Consider the following 25,199-nt stretch of genomic DNA (forward strand, 5'->3'; position numbering starts at 1 on the left):
CCCCGAACACCCCGCCGTACGCACACATTCCGCCGCCGGCATCGAAAACGGTGGTCGAAATGGCCGTAAGACCGACATCGTGCGGGCAGTTGTCCACAGTCGAGTGACACGAATCGGTAACGGCAGCAAGAATGCGGGGGTGTGGCGTCGCGCGGAACTATTTCCGCGCGGTGTCCGTGTTTCGGGGTGGGCCGGTTTCGCATCGCAGAGCGTCGGCCCGAGTAAGAACGGGCCGAGGAGGGCCGGGTGACGACCTATGACGATCGAGCGAGCCTCACTGATCTGACTGCCACTGTGGAGCGCGTCCGCAGTTCGGTGGAGGGTGTGATCGAGGGCAAGCCCGAGGTCGTACGGCTTTCGCTGACCGTACTGCTCGCCGAGGGACACCTCTTGATCGAGGACGTCCCCGGGGTGGGCAAGACGATGCTCGCCAAGGCGCTGGCGCGGTCCATCGACTGCTCGGTGCGGCGCATCCAGTTCACGCCCGACCTGCTGCCCTCGGACATCACCGGGGTGTCCATCTGGGACCAGCAGGGCCGGGACTTCGAGTTCAAACCGGGCGCCATCTTCGCCCAGATCGTGATCGGCGACGAGATCAACCGCGCCTCGCCGAAGACCCAGTCGGCGCTGCTGGAGTCCATGGAGGAGCGGCAGGTCACCATCGACGGGCAGACCTACGAACTGCCGACCCCCTTCATGGTGGTGGCCACGCAGAACCCGGTCGAGATGGAGGGCACCTACCCGCTGCCCGAGGCCCAGCGCGACCGCTTCATGGCCCGGGTCTCCGTCGGTTACCCGAGCGTCGAGGCCGAGTTGCAGATGCTGGACGTGCACGGCGGTGTCTCCCCGCTGGAGGACCTGCAGCCGGTGGCGCACGCGCACGAGATCGTGAAGCTGATCGAGGCGGTGCGCGGCGTGCACGTCTCGGAGGCGGTGCGGCGGTACGCGGTCGAGCTGGTCGCGGCCACCCGCACCCACCCCGACCTCAGACTCGGCGCCTCCCCGCGCGCGACGCTGCATCTGCTGCGCGCGGCCAAGGCGGCCGCCGCCCTCGCCGGCCGGGAGTACGCGCTGCCGGACGACGTCCAGGCGCTCGCCGTCGCCGTCCTCGCCCACCGGCTGCTGCCCACCGCCCAGGCCCAGCTCAACCGCCGTACGGCCGAGCAGATGGTGCAGGAGATCCTGCAGCGCACGCCGGTGCCCGCGGCTCCGCAGGCGCAGAGCGGCTTCGGCGGACTGGGGCGGACCATTCCGGCCTATCCGCAGCAGCCCCCGCGGAGTCTGTGATGAGCGCCGGGGGGACGGGGCAGGCGGAGGCCGACCGCGGGGAGACGGGCGGCGTCCGTACGGCCCTGGCGGGGCTCACCACCCGCGGACGTTCCTTCCTGGCGGCCGGGATCGCGGCCGCGATCTGCGCGTATGTGCTGGGCCAGAGCGATCTGCTGCGGGTCGGCCTGCTGCTGGCCGTGCTGCCCCTGCTCTGCGCGACGGTGCTGTACCGCACGCGCTACCGGGTGGCGGGCAGCCGCCGGCTCTCCCCCGCGCGCGTGCCCGCCGGCAGCGAGGCCCGGGTGCACCTGCGGATGGACAACGTCTCCCGGCTGCCCACGGGCCTGCTGATGCTCCAGGACCGGGTGCCCTACGTCCTCGGGCCGCGGCCCCGCTTCGTGCTGGACCGGGTGGAGCCCGGCGGCCACCGCGAGGTGTCCTACCGGGTCCGCTCGGACCTGCGGGGCCGTTATCCGCTGGGGCCGTTGCAGCTGCGGCTGACCGACCCGTTCGGGATGTGCGAACTGACCCGGTCCTTCTCGACGTTCGACACGCTGACGGTCATCCCGCGCGTGGACCCGCTGGCACCGGTCCGCTTCAGCGGCGAGGCCAAGGGGTACGGCGACGGGCACCAGCGCTCGCTGGCCCTGGCGGGCGAGGACGACGTGATCCCGCGCGGGTACCGCTACGGCGACGACCTGCGCCGGGTCCACTGGCGCTCCACGGCGCGCTACGGCGAGCTGATGGTGCGCCGTGAGGAGCAGCCGCGGCGCTCCCGCTGCACGGTGCTCCTGGACACCCGGGGCATCGCCTACGAGGGCGCGGGACCCGACTCGGCCTTCGAGTGGGCCGTCTCCGGCACCGCGTCGGCCCTGGTGCACATGCTCGAACGGGGCTTCTCGGTGCGCCTGCTGACGGACAGCGGCAGCTCGGTGCCCGGCGAGGGCGCCGACGGGTTCGCGGGCGCCGGGCAGGAGACGGCGGACGCGGCCGGGCTGATGATGGACACCCTCGCGGTGATCGACCACTCCGACGGCACGGGCCTGTCCCGGGCGTACGACGTGCTGCGCGGCGGGAGCGAGGGGCTGCTGGTCGCCTTCCTGGGCGATCTCGACGAGGAGCAGGCCGCGGTGGTGGCCAAGATGCGCCAGCGCAGCGGCGGCGCGGTCGCCTTCGTACTGGACCCCGACATCTGGGTGCGCGAGGCGACCGATGTGCCGGGCCCGGGCGACAGACACGAGGAACGGCTGCGCATGCTGCGCGAGGCGGGCTGGACGGCGCTGAGCGTGCCGCGCGGCGCCTCGCTGAACGATCTGTGGCGGCAGGCGGACCGGGAACGCTCGGGCCTGGCCGCCGTGAGCGGGGAGGCACTGGGATGAGCGGGCGGGCACGACTGGCGCTGTGCGCCGCCGCGGCCACGCTGATGGCCTCGTGCGCACTGCTGCCCCTGGTCGACCGGCCCACGTGGCTGCTGCAGGCGGTCCTGCTGGTCGCCGTGCAGACCGGGGTGGGTGCGGCGGCCCGGCGGGTGCCGCTGGCGCGGCCGCTGACCGTGGCGGCGCAGGCCCTGGTCACGCTGATGCTGCTGACCCTGGTCTTCGCCCGGCAGCAGGCGATCATCGGGCTCGTGCCCGGCCCGGACGCCTTCCGGTACTTCGCCGACCTGCTCCAGCAGGGCTCGAACGACGTCAGCCAGTACGCGATACCGGCACCGCTCACCGACGGCATCAAGCTGATGCTGATCGGCGGGGTCCTGGGCATCGGCCTGCTGGTGGACACCCTCGCGGTGACCTTCCGCAGCGCGGCCCCGGCCGGTCTGCCGCTGCTCGCGCTGTACTCGGTGGCCGCCGGGCTGTCCCACGGCGCCGCCGACTGGCTGTGGTTCCTGGTCGCGGCGGCGGGCTATCTGATGCTGCTGCTCGCCGAGGGCCGGGACCGGCTGGCCCAGTGGGGCCGCGTCTTCGGCGGCGCGCCTCGCATCCCGGGCGACCCGGAGAGCGGCGCGGTGGCCCCGGTGCGCACCGGGCGCCGGATCGGCGCGGTCGCCCTCGGCGTCGCCCTGGTGGTGCCGCTCGCCCTGCCCGCGATGCAGGGCGGCCTGCTGGACGCCGCGGGAACGGGCGTCGGCGCGGGCCACGGGAACGGCGGCACGATCTCCGCGGTCAACCCCCTGGTGTCGCTGCGCGACAGCCTGAACGTGGACAACGACCGCCAGGTGCTGTCCGTGAAGACCAGTGCCAACGACCTCTCGGACATGTACCTGCGGATCGTGTCCCTGGACGACTTCGACGGCACGACCTGGAAGCCGTCCCAGCGGCACATCACCGGCCTGCCGGACCTCCTCCCCACGCCCATCGGACTGAGCACGGACGTCAAGCGCACCACCGTGAAGTCGACGATCACGGCGGCGGACTGGTACGCGCAGGACTGGCTGCCGATGCCGTACCCGCCGAGCGGGGTGAGGGTCAGCGGCAACTGGCGCTACGAACCGGTCGGCATGACGCTCGTCGGCGACCACGGCCAGAACACACGCGGCGAGACCTACCAGGTGACCAGCCTGGACGTGCAGCCGTCCGCCGGGCAGCTGGCCGACGCGCCGCAGCCGCCGGCGGCCCTGAAGCGCGAGTACACCAAGGTGCCGTCCAAGCTGCCGAAGGTGGTGGCCCAGACCGCCAAGGAGATCACCGCGGGTTCGGCCAGCCACTACGACGAGGCGGTCAAGCTCCAGGACTACTTCGCCGTGACCGGCGGATTCCAGTACGACACCCAGGTGGAGGTCGGCCACGGCCCGGACGCGATTGCCAACTTCCTGAAGAAGAAGCAGGGTTTCTGCGTCCACTTCTCCTTCGCGATGGCGGCGATGGCCCGCACACTCGGCATCCCGGCCCGGGTGGCGGTGGGCTTCGCGCCCGGCACCCCGCAGGCGGACGGCACGGTCTCGGTGACCCTGAAGGACGCGCACGCCTGGCCCGAGCTGTACTTCGAGGGCGTGGGCTGGACCCGCTTCGAGCCGACCCCGACCCGGGGCACCACGCCGTCGTACACCCAGTCGGACACGCCCGGCAGTTCGCTGCCGGACGAGGCCCTGCCGTCCCACGGTTCGTCCACGGCGCCCTCGGCGGCCCCCTCGCCGAGCGACAGTTGCACGGCCCAGCTGCGCAAGCTCGACGCCTGTGACAGCCCGTCCGCGGCGGTGGCGCAGGCGAGCGGTGGCGGCGGCACGTGGCGCTGGCTGTGGTACGTGCTGACCGGGCTCGGTGTCCTGGCCGTCCTGGCGGTTCCGCTGTCGCCCCTGCTGTGGCGGGCGCGCGTGCGGTCGCTACGGCTCGGCGCGCACGCCCGGACCGAGGAGGGCGCGGCGGCGCACACGCTGGCAGCCTGGCAGGAGCTGACCGACAGCGCCTGGGACGTCGGCGTCCTGCCGGACGAGTCGCAGACGCCGCGCAAGGCGGCCGCCCGGATCGTCCGGCTGGGCCATCTCGATGCGACGGCCGGTGCCGCGGTGCACCGGGTGGCGGACGCGGTGGAACAGGTGCTGTACGCGCCCCGGCCGCGCCCGGTGGCGGGCCTGGCCGAGGACGTGCGCCAGGTGATCGCCGCGCTGAACGGCACGGTGAGCGGGCCGACGCGGCTGCGGGCGCGGTTCGCACCGCGCTCGGCCGTCCGGGTGCTGTGGGCGGTGTCGGCCTGGTCGGCGGCGCTCAGGGCCCGTGCGGTGGCGGCCCGGCCGACGCTGCGCAGGCCTTCGGGCCAGCAGGGCTGAGGTTTCAGGGCAGCACGACATGCGTGAGGGGTGACCACCCACAGGTGATCACCCCTCACGCATGTCTGCTGTTGTCCGCTGAAACCGCCGTGCGGTCAGTGGCCCTGTTGTTCGTCCCGGCGGCGCTGCCAGCGCTGCTCGATCCGGTCCATCACGGAGCGCTTCTGCCGTGCCTGGCGGCGCGGGGCGCCCGCGGCGGGCTGCTCACCCGGCTTGGGGGCTTTCCGCCAGCCCGTGACGGCGAGTACGGCGCAGCCCAGCATGACGAGGAAACCCACCACGCTGACCCAGATCTGCTGTGCGACCATTCCGGCCATGAGGAGCGCGATACCCACGAGGAAGCCCGCGACCGCCTGGTAGACCCGCCGCCGGGTGTACGTCCGCAGCCCACTTCCCTCAAGCGCCGACGCGAACTTGGGATCTTCGGCGTACAGCGCTCGCTCCATTTGCTCGAGCATGCGCTGCTCGTGCTCCGAGAGCGGCACGGAGTCCTCCTCATCGTGCAGTCGCCGGGGCGACCCGGGGGGTCCCTTCAGGATAGGCAGGGAATCGCCCCCGTGAAACCCGCCCCTCTACGCCAATTGGCCAACCGAAATCCGCCATGGTGGGTCCGGCTCGCTGAGGCTTCCATTCCCCGGCAGCCGACCCGTCATGCCGGTCGGTATAGCTCGATCATACGGCGCAAACCGCTCGATCGGGCGTCTTGTGGCGTACTCCATCTGCTGCCGAGCGCCTGATCAGCGGCGGGTGCCGCGGAGGCACTCAGGCCTCCGCGGCACCCGGCGTCTCACCGAGCACATGGAGCTGGGTGGCGACGGAATGGAAGGCGGGCAACTCGGCCGCGGCGGCCTCCAGCTTCAGCAGGGCGTCGAGCGCACCGGGCTCGGTGTCCACCAGGACGCCGGGCACGAGGTCGGCGAAGACCCGTACGCCGTGCACGGCGCCGATCTTCAGGCCCGCGCCCTCGACCAGCGCGGTGAGCTGCTCGGCGGTGAAGCGGCGCGGCATCGGGTCCCCGGCGCCCCAGCGGCCCTCCGGGTCCTCCAGGGCCTGCTTGGCCTCCTTGAAGTGACCGGCGAGGGCCCGGGCGAGGACGGCGCCGCCGAGCCCGGCGGCGAGCAGGCTGAGGACGCCCTCGGAGCGCAGCGCGGCCACCGCGTTGCGGACGCCCTCGGCGGGGTCGTCGACGTACTCCAGGACGCCGTGGCACAGCACCGCGTCGTAGCCGCCGCGCTCGACCACGTCGAACAGGCCGTGGGCGTCGCCCTGGACACCCCTGACCCGATCGGCGACGCCGGCCTCGGCGGCGCGGCGCTCCAGCGCGAACAGCGCGTTCGGGCTGGGGTCGACGACGGTGACGCGGTGGCCGAGGCGGGCGAGGGGCACAGCGAAGTTGCCGCTGCCGCCTCCGGTGTCGAGCACGTCCAGCGACTCCCGCCCCGTGGCCTTGACCCGGCGGTCGAGGGCGTCCTGGAGGACCTCCCAGACCACGGCGGTACGGAGAGAGGCGCGGGGGCGCATCGGGTCCGACACGGCAGTTGACTCCTCGGCAGGGCGGAAGGCTTCAGGCGACCTCCACCCTATTGCCTCCGGTGCCGTACCCGGTCACCGTGGCGGCATGCACCCCTGGGCGTCTCACACGGCGGACCATCGGTGGTCAGCCCGCGTCCGGGAGGTCGCCGCGGGTGCTCGCGGTGTCCTGCTCGCCGGTGTCCCGGCGGGGCTGGGGCAGGACGGGCTGGAGCACCAGCATCCGCTCGACGATCCGGAGGAACATCGCCACGTCGCGTATCAGGTCGTCGGCGTCCCGCTGTCCGGCCGCACCGTCGATGCCGGCCTCGGCGCGGGCGCGGCGGGCGGCGCCGGAGGCGAAGAGCGCGCTCCACTCGGTCAGTTCGGGTGCGATCTCGGGGAGTACCTCCCAGGCGCTGCGGATGCGGGCCCGGCGGCGCGGGGAGGTCTCGGGGCGGCCCCGGGCGGCGAGGACGGCGGCGGCGGTGCGCAGGGCGGCGAGGTGGGCCGTCGCGTAGCGCTCGTTGGGCGATTCCAGGACGGTGGCCTCGTCGAGGCCGGCCCGGGCCTGGGCGAGCAGGTCGAGGACTGCGGGCGGGGCCGTGGCCCGGCGGAGCACGGGGTGCACATCGCTCGCCGGGCCGGTCAGTGAGGGGGCAGGGCCGGTGGCGCGGCGCCGGTGGGCGGCGGCTGCGGAGGAGTTGGCCATGACGAACCTCCTGTCGTCTGGGTGACGGCACAGGTGCCGTATGTGCCCATCGTGCGGTATGGCACTGACAATCCGTTCTGACCTGGGCTTTTGCCTCGCTCGCAGGTTCGGGCGTATTTTTGCACTGACCAGTCAGTTCAAAGAATGGCAAGCAGGCAGGGGGGCTTGTGGACGGCGTGGACGTCACAGCCGAGGACCTCGGGCTCAAGGGGCCGCGGGGGTGGGCCTTTTGCGACATCACTTTCGACGCGGAGCCCGGCTCACTGATCGCGGTCGAGGGACCGTCCGGCTCCGGCCGTACGAGTCTGCTGCTCGCGCTCACGGGACGGATGAAGGCCACCGCGGGAGCGGCGACGGTGGGCGGGATCGCACTTCCCCGCCACATGGCGGCCGTGCGCCGCGTCGGCGCCGTGGCCAACGTGGCCGGTGTCACCGACCTGGAACCGGCCCTGACCGTCGGGGAGCACCTGCGCGAACGGGCCCTGCTGCAGCGCAGGTTCGGGGACACCTTGCGTGAGCTGCTGCGGCCCCGTCCGCAGCGTGCCCACGAGGCACGGCTGCGCGTCGACGCGGCCCTGGCCGCCGCCGGACTCGCCCCGGAGACGCTCCCCAAGGGCTCCCGGACGGCCGTACGCGACCTGGAGCGGCTGGAGGAGCTGCGCCTGTCCATCGCGCTGGCCCTCCTCGGCCGGCCCCGGCTGCTCGGGGTCGACGATGTCGACCTGAAGCTCTCGGACGCCGAGCGCGCCGAGGTCTGGGACCTGCTGCGGTCCCTCACGCGCGCGGGGACGACGGTCGTGGCCGTGTGCCGCACCGCCCCCGAGGACTGCGTTCGCGTTCCCACCCGCCGGAACAGCGATCCCACCCGCCAGAGCAACGACAAGAGCGACCAGAAGGAGGAGGCCGATGCGCTCGCCGAGGCTGGCCGCGCTTGAGCTGAGGCGCTTCGGGCGGGGGAAGCTGCCGCGCGCCGCCCTGGTCGCGCTGCTCGTGCTGCCCCTGCTGTACGGCGCCCTGTACCTGTGGTCGTTCTGGGACCCGTACGGCCGGCTGGACCGCATCCCGGTGGCCCTGGTGAACGACGACAAGGGCGCCACCGCGGGCGGGAAGAAGGTCACGGCCGGCGACGACATCGTCGACGGGCTGCGCGACAGCCGGGCCTTCGAGTGGCACCAGGTGAGCGATGCCGAGGCCCGCCGGGGCGTCGAGGACGGCACCTACTACCTGTCGCTGACCATGCCGTCCGACTTCAGCGAGCGGATCGCCTCCAGCTCGGGCGGCTCCCCGGAGACGAGCGCGCTCAGGGTGCGCACGAACGACGCGAACAACTACATCGTCGGCCAGATCTCCCGGACGGTCTTCAACGAGGTCCGCACGGCCGCGTCCACCAAAGCGTCCCGCACCTTCCTGGACAAGATCTTCATCTCGTTCTCCGGCATCCACGACAAGACGGTGACGGCCGCCAAGGGCGCCGACAAGCTCAAGGGCGGCATCGGGAAGGCGGAGAAGGGCTCCAAGGACCTCGCGGACGGGCTGCAGGACGCCAAGAGCGGCAGCGGCAAACTGGCCAAGGGACTCAAGAAGCTCAACACGGGCGCGGGCGACCTGGAGGACGGCTCGCAGCAGGTGGCGGACGGCACCCGGACGCTCGCCGACAACGTCAACGGCGTCTACGAGAAGGCCGGCCCGTTCCTGAGGGACAACGGGAAGACGATCGGGGACACGGCCCAGCTGGTCGCCGACTCGGCCCAGGCGGTGCGGCACAACCTCGACGTCCTGGTCAAGCTCGCGCCGGGCGCCGCCAAGACCGCCCACGCATCCTCGGCCGTCCTGGACGAGGTATACCGGGCACGCTGCGAGACCGCGGCCGTCCCGGACCCCGTCTGCCCGGACCTGAAGAAGGCCAGGCAGGCGGCCGCCGACGTGGCCACCGTCGCCGACGACCTCAACACCCTGATCGCCGACCAGGACGGCGACCTCAAGACGCTGAAGGACAACCTCGGCACGCTCCAGAAGCAGGCCCAGGCCCTCGCCGACCGCGCGCCGCACCTGTACACGGACGTGAACGACGCCGTCAAGAAGATCAACAAGCTGAACGACGGCGCGGCCGAGGTCGCCGCGGGCGCGAAGAAGCTGCATTCCGGGCTCGGCACCGCGCAGACCGGCTCGGCCACGCTGGACCAGGGCATCGGCACGGCGGCGTCGGGCGCCGAGACCCTCAACGGCGGCATGTACAAGCTGGTCGACGGCTCCGGGAAGCTCGCCGGCGGTCTGCACGACGGCGCGAAGAAGATCCCGGACTACGACAAGCAGGACCGCGACCAGCGCACCGGTGTGATGGCCGACCCGGTCCAGCTCGCCTCCCACGATCTGCACAAGGCGCCGAACTACGGCACCGGGTTCGCCCCGTACTTCATCCCGCTGTCCCTGTGGGTGGGTGCGATGGTGGCGTACATGCTGATCCCGCCGCTCAACCGGCGTGCCCTGGCGGCCGGTTCGCCGGCCTGGCGGATCGCGCTGGCCGGCTGGCTGCCGGTGGTCGCGGTGGGCGTGCTGCAGACGGCCGCCCTGATGTCCGTGCTGCACTGGGCGATCGGCCTGCAGATGGCGCGGGCGGCCGGCACGGTCGGCTTCCTGTTCCTCGTGGCGGCCTGCTTCGGGTCGATCGTGCAGTGGCTGAACGCCCGCTTCGGCGCGGCCGGCCGGATCCTCGTCCTGGCGCTGCTGATGCTCCAGCTGACCTCGGCGGGCGGCACGTATCCCGTGCAGACCAGCCCGGGCTTCTTCAACGCCATCCACCCGTTCCTGCCGATGAGCTACATCGTGGCGGCCCTGCGCCGGCTGATCACGGGCGGCGGGCTCGGCCCGGTCTGGCAGGCGTGCGGTGTGCTGGCCGCGTTCACCGCGGGCGCCCTCGCGCTCACCGCGCTCGCGGCCCGGCGCCGCCAGGTGTGGACGCTGGACCGGCTGCACCCGGAGCTGAGCCTGTGATCGCCAAGCGTGCCCCGCACGCGCGCGTACCTGTGAGAATCAGGGCCATGGAAAGCAGCAGCGCCACGTCCGGCGGCAGCACGCGTCGCGAGGCAACCCGGCAGAAGCTCTACGAAGCGGCCGTCACACTCATCGCCGAGCAGGGCTTCTCGGCCACCACGGTGGACGAGATCGCCGAGCGGGCCGGCGTCGCCAAGGGCACGGTCTACTACAACTTCGCGAGCAAGTCGGTCCTCTTCGAGGAGCTGCTGCGGCACGGCGTGGGCCTCCTGACCGCCTCCCTGCGGGAGGCGGCCGAGCGGACCGCGGCCGAGGGCGGCAGCAAGGTGGACGCCCTGGACGCGATGGTCCGCGCGGGCCTGGTCTTCATCGACCGCTACCCGGCCTTCACCCAGCTGTACGTGGCCGAGCTGTGGCGCACCAACCGCGCCTGGCAGTCCACCTTGATGGTGGTGCGGCAGGAGGCCGTGGCCGTGGTCGAGGGGGTGCTGCGCGAGGGCGTGGCGGCCGGCGAGTTCAGCGAGGAGATCGACGTCCAGCTGACCGCGGCCGCGCTGGTCGGCATGGTCCTGGTGGCCGCGCTGGACTGGAAGTCCTTCCAGCCGGAGCGCTCCCTGGACGACGTTCACGCGGCCCTGTCCCGGCTGCTCCAGGGGCGTGTGAGCGGCAAGGGCTGAGCACCCGGGGAGCACGAGAAAGGCGCCGGTCCGCTGCCGGACCGGCGCCTTCCCACTCCCCCGTACTTCCCGTACTCCCCGTACGGTTTTCCCCCGATGGTCCCCCGTGGTGGTCTGCCCCGGGTCCCCCGTGCCTCGCTTCCGCCGACGGATCGGCGGAAGGAGCGGCCAGGACGCGCGCCGTTCCGCCGCCCCGTGTCGGCGGTTTCGGCCCGCGCCCCCTGCCGTGCCTCCACTCTCCCGTTCCCGCAGGTCGTGGCCCATCCGCGCGCGTACTCATCTCGGCACCTAGGTACGGATACTCAGGCGCCCGTACGGGTGCCCAGGGCGCCGGCCCGGTCGCCGGGGCCGCCCGCGGACCGGATTGTCGGTGGCGGTCGATAAAGTCGCAGGCATGGCACGGATTGCGGTGATCGGCGCCGGGATGGGCGCGATGGCGGCCGCTGCCCGGCTGGCCGTCGCGGGCCACCGGGTGGCGGTGTACGAGCGTACGGAGACGTACGGCGGCGCGGTGCGCCGCTTCGAGCGGGACGGGTTCGGCTTCGACACCGGCCCGGGGCTGCTGACGCTGCCCGCCGTGTACCGCGATCTGTTCGTCAAGACCGGCAAGGAGCCGCTGGAGGACGTCGTCGAGCTGGTCCAGGTCGACCCGGCCGCGCGGCACGTCTTCGCGGACGGCACGGAGGTGTCCCTGCCGAACGCCTCGCGCGCGGGTGTCGTCGCGGCCCTGGACGAAGCACTGGGATCGGGGGCGGGCGAGCGCTGGGGCGACTTCCTGGTGCGGGCTCGCGAGGCCTGGGACCGCACCCGCCGGCCCCTGCTGGAGGAACCCCTGTGGCCGAACTGGCAGGTGCTGGCGGAGCAGGAGCCGTATCCGTCGGTCCCGCACAAGCGCCTGCTGCGCACGCGCCGGGCGGGAACACCGGCCGAGATCGGCGCCTGGGAGCTGCGTGACGAGCGCCTGGCGGCTCTCCTGGAGAGCCACGTGCTCGGGTACGGCCTCGATCCCCGGACCGCTCCGGCGAGCGCCGCCGTACTGCCGTACATGGAGCACGCCTTCGGCACCTGGTATGTGCACGGCGGCATAAGGGAGTTGGCGCGCGCGGTGTACGAGCGGTGCGTGCAACGGAGGGTGGAATTCTCCTTCGGTGCCGAGGTCACGGGGATCGTGGCGAAGGACGGCCGGGCCGTGGGGGTGGAGCTGGCCGACGGGACGGTGGCCGAGGCGGACCATGTCGTGGCGGACGTGGCCCCGGCGCGGCTGCGGGCCCTGACGGAGTTCCCGCTGGACGAGGACGGTGACGTGCGGCCCGACCCGGTCTCACCCCCGCCCGGACGGTTCACCGCCCTGCTGGCTCTGCGCGGCGGGTGCGAGGACCGAGCCGCCCACCGCACGGTCGTCCACGCACCGGATTCCCAGACCGAGCTGGACTTCCTGGTATCTCCCGGCGGCGACGAGCCCGTGTGTCCCACGGTGACCGTGCTGCGCCCCGACGACCCGGCGCTCAGACCGGACGACGCGCACGAGTCCGTCGTGGTGTCCGCCGTGGTGTCGACCGAGGCCGCCTGGGAGGACGCGGGCACGGTCCGGCGCTACACGGACTTTCTCCTCGAAGCCGCCGGGTCCGCGGTGCCGGGGCTGCGCGAGCGTCTGCTGTGGCACGAGGTGCGCACACCCGAGCACACCGAGAACGAGACGGGCGCCGGCTTCGGGGCCGTGCCCGCTCCCGCACTCGCCGCCGGCGGGGGCCGTTTCCTGCACCCGGCGAACACCACGCGCCTGCCCGGTCTGTACCGGGTGGGCGGCTGGTCCCACCCCGGCGGCGGACTCCCCCATGCCGGCATGTCGGGCGCGCTGGTGGCCGGGCTGATCGTGGAGGGCCCGGACTTCCGCGGCTCCCAGTGAGCGGAGCCGGGCTTCAGAAACGGTACTTCTCGTCGTACCCGGCGCCCGGCTGCGGCTGCTGCCCGTTGCCCTGGTACGGGTACGGCTGCTCCTGCGGGAGTTCGCCGCCGTGGGTCTCGTCGGTGCGCTGCTGCGGGACCCACGCCCCGCCGGCCGTCGACTCGCCGTAGCCGCCGGTGGCGTACGGGTCCTGGCCGTAGCCCTGCTGGCCGTACTGCTGGTCGTAGCCGGTGTTGTACGAGGCGCCGCCGTAGGGCTGGGAACCGATGTACGGGTCGGAGTAGTTGGCGTAGCCCTGCTGGCCGCCGGTGTCGTAGCCGTAGCCCTGCTGGGCGTAGCCCGAGTAGTCGTAGGCGTAGTTCTGGTCGGCGCCCTGGGGCTGGGCGGCGCCCGCATAGGCGGTGTCGCCGTAGACGCCGTAGGAACCGGTGTCCTCGGGCAGGGGCTGCGGCTCGTAGACGGCGGTGGTCTCGGCGGCGGTGGGCTCGGGAGAGCGGGCCGGGGTGAAGACGTCGTCGCGGTCGTAGTCGTCGTCGCCGTAGGCGAGCTGGTCACGGCCGTAGTCGGCGTTCCGGTCGTCGCCCTCGGCGGCCTCCAGGTCGGAGACCTCGAGGCTCGGCTCGTGGCGGTCGGCCTTGCCGCGGCGGCGCTTGCTGCTGACGCCCTCGGGGGCGGCGTCGGGACGCTTGACCGCCCAGCCGGCGGCGAAGCCGCGGCGGAAGGACAGCGTGACGTAGGTCTGGCCGACCGCGAAGGCGATCGCGCCCAGGCCGATGACGACGACGGACGGCATCAGCACGCCCACCACGACACCGAGGAAGCCCGCGAACGCGAGCAGCCGCCAGCGCAGCCGCGCCTTGTACTGCAGCAGCACCTCGCCGAGCAACCACAGTGCGACGATGCCGAACGCGATGTAGAGGACCGTCCAGCCCATGTACGCCCCTCTCCCAGTGGCCGCTACGCAGTGTGTCGTACGGCGGTGCGGCCGGTCTAGGCCTGCGGGGGGTGGTGCAGGCCCAGGTTCTCGTAGATTTCCAGGGTCGCCGTGGAGTTGTTGAGCGTGATGAAGTGCAGTCCTGGCACTCCCTCGGCCAGCAGCCGTGCACAGAACTCCGTGGCGAACTCGATGCCAATGGAGCGTACCGCCGCCGGATCGTCCTTCGCTGTGAGGATCCGCTCTTTCAGGGCGTCCGGGAACAGCGCGGTGCTGAGCTTGGGCAGCCGCTCCAGCATCTTCACGCTGGTGACCGGCAGGATCTCGGGGATGACCGGGGTGTCGCAGCCCGCGGCCTCGACCCGGTCACGCAGCCGCAGATACGACTCCGGCTGGAAGAACATCTGGGTGATGGCGTAGTCGGCGCCCGCACGGCACTTGTCGACGAAGTGCGCGACATCGGTGTCCCAGTCGAGGGAGCGCGGGTGCATCTCCGGGAACGCGGCCACGCCCACGCAGAAGTCGCCCGACTCCTTGATGAGCCGGACGAGTTCGGCCGCGTACGTGAGGCCACTCGGGTGCGGCACCCAGTCGCCCATCGGGTCGCCGGGCGGGTCACCGCGCACGGCGAGCATGTTGCGGATGCCCGCGTCGGCGTACTGGCCGATGATGTTGCGCAGTTCGGCGACGGAGTGGTCGACCGCGGTGAGGTGGGCGACCGGTGTGAGCGTCGTGTCGACGACGATCTGCTGGGTCTCCTTGACCGTCGTCGTGCGCGTGGAGCCGCCGGCGCCGTAGGTGACGGAGACGAAGTCCGGGGCCACCGCCTCGACCCTCCGCAGCGCGTTCCACAGGTTCCGCTCACCCTTGGGGGTCTTCGGCGCGTAGAACTCGAACGAGTACGTCGTCTTGCCGGTACCCAGAATGTCGCGCACGGTGCGTGCGCGATCAGTCCTGGTGGATGCGGTTCCGAGGGCCATACCGGCAGGTTAACCAGGGGCGGGCGGTCCCCCAACCGAGAACCGTAAATTTGCCCGAATTGTCGCCTTCCTGTCCACCCCTTGGACAAAAACCTGGACACACACCCTGTCAGGCGGGCGCTAGGCCTGCCGCAGTCGCTTCGCGAACTCCGCCGTGGCGGCCCCGGGGTCGTCGGCCTCGGTGATGGCGCGGACCACGACCACCCGGCGGGCACCGGCGTCCAGCACCTCGTCCAGGTTGGCGAGGTCGATGCCGCCGATGGCGAACCAGGGACGGTCGGTGCCCAGGGAGGCGGTGTACCGGACCAGGTCGAGGCCGGGTGCGTGGCGGCCGGGCTTGGTGGGGGTGGGCCAGCAGGGGCCGGTGCAGAAGTAGTCCACGCCCTCCTGGACGGCGGCCGCGGCGGCCTCGGAGTCGGCGTGCGTGGAGCGGCCGATCAGGACGTCGTCGCCGAGGATCGCGCGGGCCGCGGGGACCGGGAGGTCGCCCTGGCCCAGATGGAGCACGCCGGCGGAGGCGGCATGGGCGACGTCGGCCCGGTCGTTGACCGCGAGCAGCTTGCCGTGCCGGGCACAGGCGTCGGCGAAGACCTTGAGGTGCTCCAGCTCCTCGGCGGCCTCCATGCCCTTGTCGCGCAGCTGGACGATGTCGACACCGCCGGCCAGGACCGCGTCCAGGAACTCGGCGAGGTCGCCCTGCCGCCTGCGGGCGTCCGTGCAGAGGTAGAGGCGGGCGTCGGCGAGCCCGCTGCGGGCGGTGTCGGACATGGGTGGATCCCCCCGTGGTCGGTGTCCATGGGTGTGCGAGGGGGTGGCGTACGGGCCATGGCCGGTACGCCACCCGAGGTGCGGGTCGGTTCAGACGGCGAGCGCCTGGGCGCGGCGCTTCACCTCCGTGCCGCGATTCTCGCTCAGGGCCTGCGCGGGGGTACCGGGCAGGGTCGGGTCGGGGGTGAAGAGCCACTCGATCATCTCTTCCACCGTGAAGCCGTCGTCCCTCAGGAGCGTCAGGGTCCCGAACAGGCCCTTGACGACCTTGTCCCCGTCGATGAAGGCGGCGGGGACGTGCAGTGCCCTGTTCTCGCCTCGGCGTACGGCGACGAGCTGGCCCTCCTTGACCAGCTGCCGTACACGCGTCACGTCGACGCCGAGTTGCTCGGCGATGTCGGGGACGGTGAGCCAGGCGGGGACGAGAGCATCGATCTTTGCGTCAATCTCGGTCACGGGAACAAGCCTGCCATCCCCCACTGACAGTCGGAAGCCGAGGCGCTCCGCTGGGGGTGCCGCGATGTGACGTCGGTCACCTGCGGGTCCGTCGTGGCTGGTCGCACAGTTCCCCTAAGGACAGTTCCTCCAAGGACACTGATCAGTCGGCCGTGGCGTCCTTCAGGGGCCGTGCCGGGTCCGTCAGCACCTCGGGGTCCATGCGGCGGCCCGCCTCGATCAGACGGCGGCCCTGGGCCAGGTCACGCGGTCGGCCGACGGCCAGGAGGGCCACCAGCCGGTCCTCGCGCAGCCAGCACACGGTCCAGGCCGGATCCGCCGGGTCGCCGCGCCACACCAGGCGGTCGGCCGCGGGGTGGTGGCCGGCGTACTGGACGAACCGGCCGAACTGCTCGGACCAGAAGTACGGCACCGGGTCGTAGTCCGCGGGGGTCTCGCCCAGGATGTTCGCGGCGACCGTCCGCGGCCCCTGGAGGGCGTTGTCCCAGTGGTGGACCAGCAGCCGGGCGCCGTACCGGGCCGAGGGGAAGGAGGCGCAGTCGCCGACCGCGTACACGTCCTCGGCGCAGGTGCGCAGGCGGGCGTCTGCCACCACCTCACCGTGCACGCCCAGCTCGATGCCGGAGCCGGCCAGCCAGGCGGTGGCGGGGCGCGCGCCGATGCCGACCACGACGGCGCCCGCGGGCAGCCGCGTGCCGTCGGCCAGCACCACCACGCCGGGCTCGATGCGCTCCACGCGCGCGTTCGTGCGCAGCTCGGCGCCGCTGTCGGCGTACCAGGCGGTCATGGGCGCGGCGACCTCGGCGGGCAGCGCACCGGCCAGCGGACGGTCGGCGGCCTCGACGACGGTCACCACGCAGCCCGCCTCCCGGGCCGCCGTGGCGAACTCGGCGCCGATCCAGCCGGCGCCGACGACCACGATGTCGTGCTGCCGGGCGAGCACCGGCCGCAGCCGTTCGGCGTCGTCCAGGGTGCGCAACAGGTGCACACCGGGCACGCCCTCGGTGCCGGGCAGGGTGATCGGTTCGGCGCCGGTGGCGAGGACCAGGACGTCGTAGGGCACGGGCCCGGCCTCGGTGTCCAGCTCGTGGTCGCCGGGGCGCACGCCCAGCACCTCGCAGCCGAGCCGCAGTTCGATGCCGAGCGACTCGAAGTCGACGTCGAAGGCGGAGCCCTCGGACGTGCCGAGCAGCACGGCCTTGGACAGCGGCGGCCGGTCGTAGGGCTGGTGCGGCTCTGCGCCGATCAGGGTCACGGTGCCCGTGTAGTCCTGTTCCCGCAGGGCCACCGCGGTCTGCACCCCGGCCATGCCCGCGCCGACGACGACCACGCGCCGCCCCTGTGCAGTGCCCTGCTGTTGTGTCTGCTCGCTCACCCGATCACCATAGACAACTGACAATCCGTCAGTCAGCGGACGTGCTCAGTGACCTGTTCCACAACGCTCCTGCCGCTGCCGGGCCGCGACTCCCACTCCCTCCAGCCGGTCGCCCTCCCGGATGCCGGCCAGATGGCCGCGTACGACGTCGCCGCCCGCGTACTCGGCCCAGATCTCGCCGTCCTTCTCGTGGTACGCGAACCGGGAGCTGGTACCCACCTGACCTGGGGCTTGGTCCGCCACGGGGGCCAGGATCAGTCCGTCGAGCGAGCGGGCCACGGACAGGGGCTCCCTTACGGGTGACGAGCGCTGCGGGCTAGGGTGGCCACCGTACAAGCACTCGCGGGAGCCCGGACGCACCGGGCTGAGAGGGAGGCTGGCGGCCTCCGACCGTACGAACCTGATCCGGGTCATGCCGGCGAAGGGAGGGGCTGGACGCCCATGTCGTCACGTACGTCCGACGTCCTCGTCATCGGGGGCGGGATCATCGGCCTGGTCACGGCCTGGCGTGCCGCGCAGCGCGGGCTCGCCACGGCCGTGGTGGACCCCGAGCCCGGCGGCGGGGCCGCGCGGGTCGCGGCGGGGATGCTGGCCGCGGTCACCGAACTGCACTACGGCGAGGAGACGCTGCTCGCCCTCAACCTCGAATCGGCCCGCCGCTATCCGGACTTCGCGGCCGAGCTGACCGAGCTGACCGGCCACGACCTCGGCTACCGCCGCTGCGGCACGCTCGCCGTCGCGCTGGACGCCGACGACCGCGCCCATCTGCGCGAGCTGCACGACCTGCAACAGCGCTCGGGCCTGGAGTCGGAGTGGCTGTCCGGGCGGGAGTGCCGACGCCTGGAGCCGATGCTCGCGCCCGGCGTGCGCGGCGGGCTGCGGGTCGACGGGGACCACCAGATCGACCCGAGGCGGCTGGCGTCGGCCCTGGTGGCCGCGTGCGAGCGGGCCGGGGTGGGGTTCCACCGGTCGTGGGCCGAGCGGCTCGACGTCGTACGGGACCGGGCCGCCGGTGTCACCACGGCGGACGGCACCGGGCTGGGCGCGGGACAGGTCGTGCTCGCGGGCGGGAGCCTGAGCGGGCGCCTCGCGGGCGTCCCGGACGCCGTCCTGCCGCCCGTGCGGCCGGTGAAGGGGCAGGTGCTGCGCCTGACCGTGCCCCGGAGGTACGCGCCGTTCCTGAGCCGTACCGTGCGGGCCGTGGTGCGCGGCAGCCATGTCTACCTGGTGCCCCGGGAGAACGGCGAGCTGGTCGTCGGCGCGACCAGCGAGGAGCTGGGCTGGGACACGACGGTGACCGCGGGGGGCGTGTACGAGCTGCTGCGCGACGCCCATGAGCTGGTGCCGGGCATCACCGAGCTGCCCCTGACCGAGACCCGCGCAGGGCTGCGCCCGGGCTCCCCCGACAACGCGCCGCTGCTCGGCCCGTCCGGCCTGGACGGGCTGCTGCTGGCCACCGGGCACTACCGCAACGGCGTGCTGCTCACGCCGGTCACCGGGGACGTCATGGCGGAGCTGCTGACCGGCGGCGAGCTGCCGGCCGAGGCCCGTCCATTCACGCCGAGGCGCTTCGGCGCCGTACTCATGGAGCAGCCCGTATGAACATCTCCGTCAACGGGGAGCAGCACCGGCTCGCCCCGGGCACCGCGCTGGACGCCCTCGTGAAGACCCTCACCGTGGCGCCCTCCGGGGTGGCCGCCGCCGTCAACGAAACCGTCGTCCCGCGCGCGCAGTGGCCGCTCACGTCCCTCTCCGAGGGAGACCGCGTGGAGATCCTCACCGCCGTCCAAGGAGGCTGACCCATGGCCGACGATCCCTTCGTCCTCGGCGGTGTGCCCCTCGGCTCCCGGCTGATCATGGGTACGGGCGGTGCGCCGAGCCTGGACGTCCTGGAGCGGGCGCTGGTCGCGTCCGGTACCGAGCTGACCACGGTGGCCATGCGGCGGGTCAATCCCGAGGTGCACGGCTCGGTGCTGTCGGTGCTGGAGAAGCTGGGCATCCGGGTGCTGCCGAACACGGCGGGCTGTTTCACCGCCGGGGAGGCCGTGCTGACGGCCCGGCTGGCCCGGGAGGCGCTGGGCACCGACCTGATCAAGCTGGAGGTCATCGCCGACGAGCGGACGCTGCTGCCGGATCCGGTGGAGCTGCTGGACGCGGCGGAGACGCTGGTCGACGACGGCTTCACGGTGCTGCCGTACACCAACGACGATCCCGTGCTCGCCCGGAAGCTGGAGGACGTGGGCTGTGCGGCGGTGATGCCGCTGGGCTCGCCGATCGGGTCCGGGCTCGGGATCCGCAATCCGCACAACTTCCAGCTGATCGTGGAGCACGCGCGCGTGCCGGTGATCCTGGACGCGGGCGCCGGTACGGCCTCGGACGTGGCGCTGGCGATGGAGCTGGGGTGTGCGGGGGTCATGCTCGCGTCCGCCGTCACGCGGGCACAGGAGCCCGAGACGATGGCCGCCGCCATGAAACACGCGGTGGAGGCGGGGCGGCTGGCCCGGCTGGCCGGGCGGATCCCGCGCCGGCACTTCGCCGAGGCCTCCTCCCCGACGGAGGGACGCGCGCATCTCGATCCAGAACGCCCTGCGTTCTAGTCGCACGCCCGTCCGCACCAGTGTCATCGGCCCATGACCGCTGGTGACTCCAGGGTCACAGCTCTGCTGCATTCCGTCCCCGGAATGGCCCAACGGGCGGGACTGTCGGTCGCCCCTCGTACACTCGCCTGCGTGGATACGACCCTTCAGGACCCCCTCGTCGGGCAGGTGCTCGACGGCCGGTATCGCGTCGACGCGCGGATCGCGGTCGGCGGGATGGCCACGGTCTACCGGGCCCTGGACACCCGCCTGGACCGGGTTCTCGCGCTCAAGGTGATGCACCCGGCGCTGGCGGCCGACGGGTCGTTCGTGGACCGGTTCATCCGGGAGGCCAAGTCGGTCGCCCGGCTCGCCCACCCCAACGTGGTACAGGTCTTCGACCAGGGCACCGACGGGTCGTACGTGTACCTGGCGATGGAGTACGTCGCCGGGTGCACCCTGCGGGACGTGCTGCGCGAGCGGGGCGCGCTGCAGCCGCGGGCCGCGCTGGACATCCTGGAGCCCGTGCTGGCCGCGCTCGGCGCCGCGCACCGGGCCGGGTTCGTGCACCGGGACATGAAGCCCGAGAACGTGCTGATAGGGGACGACGGGCGGGTCAAGGTCGCCGACTTCGGCCTGGTGCGGTCCGTGGACACGGTGACCAGCACGACGGGGGCCGTGCTGGGGACGGTGTCGTATCTCGCGCCCGAGCAGATCGAGCAGGGCACCGCCGACCCGCGCGTGGACGTGTACGCCTGCGGTGTCGTGCTCTACGAGATGCTGACCGGCGGCAAGCCGCACTCCGGGGACTCCCCCGCCCAGGTGCTCTACAAGCACATCCACGAGGACGTGCCGCCGCCCTCGGCGCTCGTGCCGGGGCTGCCGTACGAGCTGGACGAGCTGGTCGCCTCGGCCACCGCGCGCACCCCCGAGGTGCGGCCGTACGACGCGGCCGCGCTGCTCGGCCAGGTGCTGCGGGCGCGTGCCGAGCTCAGCGCCGAGCAGCTGGACGCCCTGCCGCCTCAGGCACTGTCCGCGGAGCACGACAACGCCGCGGACCGTACGAGCGTGATCCCGCGCTCGCTGACCGTGCCCCGGCCGCTGCCCGTCAACGAGGACGACGAGGATCCCGCGGCGGCCGTCCAGCACACCAGCCGCCTGGAGAGCCCGCCGGCACCTCCGCGGCGGCGGCCGGCGCGGCCCCGGCGCGGGCTCGTCACGATCATCGCAGCGATTCTGGTGGTCTTCGGCGTGGGTGCCGGGGTCTGGTACATCAGCTCCGGGCAGTTCACCAAGGTCCCGCCGCTGCTGGCCAAGACCGAGGACCAGGCGAGAGCGCGGCTGAAGGCGGCCGGGCTCGACGTCAAGCGGGTCAGGCTCGAATACAACGACACGGTGAAGCGCGGCACGGTCATCAGCACCGACCCGGCGGCCGGGGCCCGGATCCGGAGCAACGACTCCGTGACCCTCGTCATCTCCCGGGGTCCCGCGATAGTGAAGGTGCCGGACCTGGCGGGCGTCCCGCTGGGGAAGGCACAGGCACGGCTGAAGGCGGCCGGGCTGGAGCCCGGCATGGTCAACCGCGCGTTCAGCAACAGCATCGCCAAGGGCTCGGTGATCAGCACCGACCCGGAGGCGGGCATCAAGCGGCATGCGGGCTCGGCGATCGCGCTCCTGGTCAGCAAGGGCAACCCGATCGACGTACCGGACGTCACCGGTGACGACCTGGGCGACGCCAAGCAGGAGCTGGAGGACGCCGGCCTGAAGGTGACCGTCTCCACGCAGCAGGTCAACTCCGAGTACGACAAGGGCAAGGTGGCCCGGCAGACCCCGGCGGGCGAGAGCCAGGCCGCCGAGGGCGACACGGTGACGCTGACGCTGTCCAAGGGCCCGGAGATGGTCGAGGTGCCGGACGTGGTCGGGGCGAGCGTGGACGATGCGACGAAGCTGCTGGAGGCCTCCGGTTTCAAGGTGGAGAAGGACCGGGGGCTGCTCGGGCTCTTCGGTGACACCGTGAAGCAGCAGTCGGTGGACGGCGGCGAGATGGCCCCCAAGGGGTCGACGATCACAATCACCATCCGGTGACCGGGGGCGGCGCGCCGCGTGACACCCTGAACGGGTGAGCATCGAGCAGTCCCGCACCCTGACCGGCGGCCCCGGAACCGGTCCTTCCCGCAACCCCGTCGGCGGTCACGTCCCCGTGGCCGGCGGTCTGAACTCCGTAGGTCTGACGTACGCCCGTGACCTCAAGGCCGAGACCGTCCAGGTCTTCGTGGCCAATCCGCGCGGCTGGGCGACGCCGGCCGGAAATCCGCGGCAGGACGAGGCGTTCCGGGCGGCCTGCGCGGCGGAGTCGATCCCGGCGTATGTGCACGCCCCCTATCTGATCAACTTCGGCTCGCACACCGAGGCGACCGTGGAGAAGTCGGTTCAGTCGCTGCGGCACTCACTGCGGCGCGGGCGGGAGATCGGTGCGCTGGGTGTCGTCGTCCACACGGGCAGCGCGACGGGCGGGCGGGAGCGGGCCGTGGCGCTGAAGCAGGTGCGGGAGCATCTGCTGCCGCTGCTGGACGAGCTGACCCGCGACGACGACCCGTTCCTGCTGCTGGAGTCGACCGCCGGGCAGGGCGCCTCGCTGTGCTCGCGCACCTGGGACTTCGGGCCGTACTTCGAGGCGCTGGACGCACATCCGAAGCTGGGCGTGTGCCTGGACACCTGCCACATCTTCGCCGCCGGGCACGACCTGACCGGGCCGGACGGCATGCATCAGACCCTGGACCTGCTGGTCGAGACGGTCGGCGAGGGCCGGCTGAAGCTGATCCACGCCAACGACTCCAAGGACGTGGTCGGTGCGCACAAGGACCGGCACGAGAACATCGGCTCCGGGCACATCGGCGAGGACCCGTTCCGGGCACTCATGACCCACCCCGCGACCGAGGGCGTACCGCTGATCATCGAGACCCCCGGCGGCAAGGAGGGGCACGCGGCCGATGTGGAGCGGCTGAAGAAACTGCGCGACGGATAACCCCTGGGGAATACCCCTACGGGGTATGTGGTTCTTGCTCGGTGCAGGAACCACATACCTGACATGGGGGCCGTCATGCAGCACGAGGCACACATAGCACACCACCAGCACGAAGCACACGCGCACCACCACACACCTGCCGCCACCTGGTCGGTGGCCGCCCAGGCCACCCTGCACTGCCTCACCGGCTGTGCCATCGGCGAGGTGCTGGGCATGGTCATCGCCACGGCGTTCGGGTGGGGCAACCTGCCGACCATGCTGCTGGCGATCGTCCTGGCCTTCTTCTTCGGCTACTCGCTCACCCTGCGCGGAGTCCTGCGCGCCGGGGTCGACTTCCGTACGGCCCTCCGGGTGGCACTGGCCGCGGACACCCTGTCCATCGTGGTGATGGAGCTGATCGACAACGGGGTGATCCTGGTCTGGCCGTCCGCGATGGACGCCACACTGGGCGACGCGCTGTTCTGGACCTCGCTGGTGATCTCGCTCGTGATCGCCTTCGCAGTGACCACGCCGGTCAACAAGTGGACGATCGGCCGCGGCAAGGGCCACGCGGTGGTGCATCAGTACCACCACTGACCGGCACACCAGGAGAGATCAGAGCTCGGGGCCCTCCCCGGGCCCCTCCTGGTAGGAGTAGCGCTGCTCCTTCCAGGGGTCGCCGATGTTGTGATAGCCGCGTTCCTCCCAGAAGCCGCGGCGGTCGGCGGTCATGTACTCCACGCCCCGCACCCACTTGGGACCCTTCCAGGCGTACAGATGGGGGACGATCAGGCGCACCGGGAAGCCGTGCTCGGCGGTGAGGAGTTCGCCGTCCTTGTGGGTGGCGAAGAGGGTGCGGTCGGAGTCGAAGTCCGCGAGGCGCAGATTCGAGCTGAATCCGTACTCCGCCCACACCATCACATGGGTGACATCGGGGGCCGGCGGGGCCAGGTCGAGGATCGTCCGGGCGGGGATGCCGCCCCACTCCGCGCCGACCATGCTGAACTTCGTCACGCAGTGCAGATCGGCCACCACGGTGGTGTACGGCAGGGCCGTGAACTCCTCGTGGTTCCAGGTGCGCTTGTCGCCGTCGGCGGTGGCGCCGAAGACCCGGAACTCCCAGCGTTCGGGCCGGAACTTCGGTACGGGCCCGTAGTGCGTGACCGGCCAGCCACGTTGGAGTCGCTGCCCCGGCGGAAGCTCGGACCCTGCCGCTGCCCCAGATTCGCGCTCCACCGGATGACCCATGTATCCATCCTGACAGACCTGGGGCAGTGCCCTTGACCACCCATCCACGAAGCGGACAAATAGCCACAAGCTAGGCCGTACTTACTAAGTACGCACTTACTGGACGATCTTCGCTCACCGGTGCAATCATGCCGCCGCACACCTCACCCGTCCCTCCATGTGGAAGGAGCCGCTGCGATGCAGGGCGACCCCGAGGTCATCGAGTTCCTCAACGAGCAGCTCACCGGCGAGCTGACCGCGATCAACCAGTACTTCCTGCACGCGAAGATGCAGGAGAACTTCGGCTGGACGAAGCTCGCCAAGTACACGCGGCACGAGTCGTTCGACGAGATGAAGCACGCCGAGGTGCTCACCGACCGGATCCTGTTCCTGGAGGGACTGCCCAACTACCAGCGGCTGTTCCATGTGCGGGTGGGGCAGACCGTCAAGGAGATGTTCGAGGCCGACCGGCAGGTCGAGGTGGAGGCGATCGACCGGCTCAAGCGGGGCATCAAGGTGATGCGCGAGAAGGGCGACATCACGTCCGCGAACATCTTCGAGGACATCCTCGCCGACGAGGAGCACCACATCGACTACCTCGACACCCAGCTGGAGCTGGTGGAGAAGCTCGGCGAGGCGCTCTACCTCGCCCAGCTGATCGAGCAGCCGGAAAGCTAGGCCGCCTCGTCCAGGGCGACGGGGCCGGACAGCTCCGCCAGCACCGGCTTGCCTTGTTCGGCCAGCTCACGGCGTGGGCACGTGCCACGGCCGAGGATCGCCTGAATGCGCCGTACGCACGAACCGCAGTCGGTGCCCGCCTTGGAGGCGGAGGCTATCTGCCGGGGAGTGCAGGCGCCGTCCTCCGCATGCTGCTTGACCTGGGCCTCGGTGATGCCGAAGCAGCTGCACACGTACACGCGGGTTCACCTCCCGACGGGATTGATAGGTATGGCCGTCCCGCTTGATCGGTGAGGCTAACCTAACCTTACCCGCCACACAGAACCCGCAAAAGTGCCGAGGGGCGCGGATCGCATGTGATCCGCGCCCCACAC

The 25,199-nt window shown here is 71.9% G+C and carries 24 protein-coding genes, 1 pseudogene and 1 riboswitch; of the genes and pseudogenes, 14 read left to right on the plus strand and 11 right to left on the minus strand.

The features are described 5' to 3' along the window. Positions 1–246 precede the first annotated feature (246 nt). From AQI88_RS05480 to AQI88_RS05490, 3 genes are read left to right on the plus strand one after another with little or no spacing between them, the layout of a single operon-like run. Positions 247–1,287: an AAA family ATPase gene (locus AQI88_RS05480; protein WP_066992706.1), complete on the plus strand. Its 1,041-nt coding sequence runs from the start codon at positions 247–249 to the stop codon at positions 1,285–1,287. Then, entirely contained in the window at positions 1,287–2,648 is a 1,362-nt protein-coding gene (locus AQI88_RS05485) for a DUF58 domain-containing protein (protein WP_066992709.1), read from the plus strand. Before AQI88_RS05480 ends, AQI88_RS05485 begins: the two co-directional genes overlap by 1 nt. Beyond that, on the plus strand, positions 2,645–5,032 hold the full coding sequence (locus AQI88_RS05490) for a transglutaminase TgpA family protein (RefSeq protein ID WP_066992712.1): 2,388 nt from the start codon (positions 2,645–2,647) through the stop codon (positions 5,030–5,032). The genes AQI88_RS05485 and AQI88_RS05490 overlap by 4 nt, the downstream gene beginning before the upstream one ends. A 95-nt stretch (positions 5,033–5,127) precedes the next feature. On the opposite strand, the gene AQI88_RS05495 is transcribed toward AQI88_RS05490, so the two are convergent. The 3 genes from AQI88_RS05495 to AQI88_RS05505 form a co-directional block, all read right to left on the minus strand. After that, the gene (locus AQI88_RS05495; RefSeq protein ID WP_066992715.1) at positions 5,128–5,517 is read right to left on the minus strand and encodes a DUF3040 domain-containing protein; all 390 of its coding nucleotides are present in this window, start codon (positions 5,515–5,517) and stop codon (positions 5,128–5,130) included. Between the two features lie 277 nt (positions 5,518–5,794). Continuing rightward, positions 5,795–6,565 (minus strand): methyltransferase, encoded by a 771-nt coding sequence (locus AQI88_RS05500; protein ID WP_066992718.1) that lies wholly within the window; start codon positions 6,563–6,565, stop codon positions 5,795–5,797. 124 nt (positions 6,566–6,689) lie between these two features. Beyond that, positions 6,690–7,253: an SAV_6107 family HEPN domain-containing protein gene (locus AQI88_RS05505; protein ID WP_066992720.1), complete on the minus strand. Its 564-nt coding sequence runs from the start codon at positions 7,251–7,253 to the stop codon at positions 6,690–6,692. A gap of 167 nt (positions 7,254–7,420) precedes the next feature. On the opposite strand from AQI88_RS05505, the gene AQI88_RS05510 reads away from it, so the two are divergent. The 4 genes from AQI88_RS05510 (at position 7,421) to AQI88_RS05525 (ending at position 12,827) form a co-directional block, all read left to right on the plus strand. Then, the gene (locus tag AQI88_RS05510) at positions 7,421–8,188 is read left to right on the plus strand and encodes an ATP-binding cassette domain-containing protein (protein ID WP_066992722.1); all 768 of its coding nucleotides are present in this window, start codon (positions 7,421–7,423) and stop codon (positions 8,186–8,188) included. Further along, on the plus strand, positions 8,160–10,244 hold the full coding sequence (locus AQI88_RS05515; RefSeq protein ID WP_066992726.1) for a YhgE/Pip domain-containing protein: 2,085 nt from the start codon (positions 8,160–8,162) through the stop codon (positions 10,242–10,244). The genes AQI88_RS05510 and AQI88_RS05515 overlap by 29 nt, the downstream gene beginning before the upstream one ends. Before the next feature lie 47 nt (positions 10,245–10,291). Next, positions 10,292–10,921, plus strand: a complete 630-nt coding sequence (locus tag AQI88_RS05520; protein WP_066992729.1) for a TetR/AcrR family transcriptional regulator — start codon at positions 10,292–10,294, stop codon at positions 10,919–10,921. 394 nt (positions 10,922–11,315) lie between these two features. Beyond that, complete coding sequence (locus AQI88_RS05525) at positions 11,316–12,827, plus strand: phytoene desaturase family protein (protein WP_208615720.1); 1,512 nt, start codon at positions 11,316–11,318, stop codon at positions 12,825–12,827. Between the two features lie 13 nt (positions 12,828–12,840). Here the strand turns inward: AQI88_RS05525 and AQI88_RS05530 are convergent, their stop codons facing one another. The 6 genes and pseudogenes from AQI88_RS05530 to AQI88_RS05555 form a co-directional block, all read right to left on the minus strand. After that, a complete protein-coding gene (locus AQI88_RS05530) occupies positions 12,841–13,761 on the minus strand; it encodes an SCO2102 family sporulation regulator (protein ID WP_066992734.1) in 921 nt (306 codons plus the stop codon). A 56-nt stretch (positions 13,762–13,817) separates the two neighbouring features. Beyond that, positions 13,818–14,741, minus strand: a complete 924-nt coding sequence (gene metF, locus AQI88_RS05535; protein ID WP_066992737.1) for a methylenetetrahydrofolate reductase [NAD(P)H] — start codon at positions 14,739–14,741, stop codon at positions 13,818–13,820. A 120-nt stretch (positions 14,742–14,861) separates the two neighbouring features. Then, positions 14,862–15,509, minus strand: a complete 648-nt coding sequence (gene thiE, locus AQI88_RS05540) for a thiamine phosphate synthase (protein WP_066992740.1) — start codon at positions 15,507–15,509, stop codon at positions 14,862–14,864. A gap of 90 nt (positions 15,510–15,599) precedes the next feature. Continuing rightward, positions 15,600–15,965, minus strand: a complete 366-nt coding sequence (locus AQI88_RS05545) for an Rv2175c family DNA-binding protein (RefSeq protein ID WP_066992743.1) — start codon at positions 15,963–15,965, stop codon at positions 15,600–15,602. A 142-nt stretch (positions 15,966–16,107) separates the two neighbouring features. Then, the gene (locus tag AQI88_RS05550) at positions 16,108–17,340 is read right to left on the minus strand and encodes an NAD(P)/FAD-dependent oxidoreductase (RefSeq protein WP_079057403.1); all 1,233 of its coding nucleotides are present in this window, start codon (positions 17,338–17,340) and stop codon (positions 16,108–16,110) included. A gap of 32 nt (positions 17,341–17,372) precedes the next feature. After that, positions 17,373–17,619: pseudogene (locus tag AQI88_RS05555) on the minus strand (avidin-fold protein). 53 nt (positions 17,620–17,672) lie between these two features. After that, positions 17,673–17,784, plus strand: a riboswitch (TPP riboswitch). Between AQI88_RS05555 and thiO the strand changes: the two are divergent. The 6 genes from thiO to AQI88_RS05585 all read left to right on the plus strand — a co-directional run bounded on the left by thiO (position 17,782) and on the right by AQI88_RS05585 (position 23,517). After that, positions 17,782–18,942 carry a glycine oxidase ThiO gene (thiO, locus tag AQI88_RS05560; RefSeq protein ID WP_066992751.1) on the plus strand — a complete coding sequence of 387 codons (1,161 nt, stop codon included), beginning with the start codon at positions 17,782–17,784 and terminating at the stop codon, positions 18,940–18,942. It overlaps the preceding riboswitch by 3 nt. Further along, positions 18,939–19,139, plus strand: a complete 201-nt coding sequence (gene thiS, locus AQI88_RS05565) for a sulfur carrier protein ThiS (protein ID WP_066992754.1) — start codon at positions 18,939–18,941, stop codon at positions 19,137–19,139. Before thiO ends, thiS begins: the two co-directional genes overlap by 4 nt. A gap of 3 nt (positions 19,140–19,142) precedes the next feature. Next, a complete protein-coding gene (locus AQI88_RS05570) occupies positions 19,143–19,937 on the plus strand; it encodes a thiazole synthase (protein ID WP_066992757.1) in 795 nt (264 codons plus the stop codon). A gap of 132 nt (positions 19,938–20,069) precedes the next feature. Further along, positions 20,070–22,001, plus strand: a complete 1,932-nt coding sequence (pknB, locus tag AQI88_RS05575) for a Stk1 family PASTA domain-containing Ser/Thr kinase (protein ID WP_066992759.1) — start codon at positions 20,070–20,072, stop codon at positions 21,999–22,001. Positions 22,002–22,035: 34 nt separating this feature from the next. Then, entirely contained in the window at positions 22,036–22,941 is a 906-nt protein-coding gene (locus AQI88_RS05580; protein ID WP_066992762.1) for a deoxyribonuclease IV, read from the plus strand. A 75-nt stretch (positions 22,942–23,016) separates the two neighbouring features. After that, positions 23,017–23,517, plus strand: a complete 501-nt coding sequence (locus AQI88_RS05585; RefSeq protein ID WP_066993709.1) for a DUF4396 domain-containing protein — start codon at positions 23,017–23,019, stop codon at positions 23,515–23,517. A gap of 18 nt (positions 23,518–23,535) precedes the next feature. Here AQI88_RS05585 and AQI88_RS05590 read toward each other — a convergent pair whose 3' ends face one another. Next, positions 23,536–24,168 carry a sulfite oxidase-like oxidoreductase gene (locus AQI88_RS05590; protein ID WP_066992765.1) on the minus strand — a complete coding sequence of 211 codons (633 nt, stop codon included), beginning with the start codon at positions 24,166–24,168 and terminating at the stop codon, positions 23,536–23,538. Between the two features lie 177 nt (positions 24,169–24,345). Here AQI88_RS05590 and bfr point away from each other — a divergent pair, with 177 nt between their 5' ends. Next, the gene (bfr, locus tag AQI88_RS05595; RefSeq protein WP_066992767.1) at positions 24,346–24,825 is read left to right on the plus strand and encodes a bacterioferritin; all 480 of its coding nucleotides are present in this window, start codon (positions 24,346–24,348) and stop codon (positions 24,823–24,825) included. On the opposite strand, the gene AQI88_RS05600 is transcribed toward bfr, so the two are convergent. Next, the gene (locus tag AQI88_RS05600; protein WP_066992769.1) at positions 24,822–25,064 is read right to left on the minus strand and encodes a (2Fe-2S)-binding protein; all 243 of its coding nucleotides are present in this window, start codon (positions 25,062–25,064) and stop codon (positions 24,822–24,824) included. The genes bfr and AQI88_RS05600 overlap by 4 nt on opposite strands. Positions 25,065–25,199 lie beyond the last annotated feature (135 nt).

The organism is Streptomyces cellostaticus, from assembly GCF_001513965.1.
Taxonomy (GTDB): Bacteria; Actinomycetota; Actinomycetes; order Streptomycetales; family Streptomycetaceae; genus Streptomyces; species Streptomyces cellostaticus.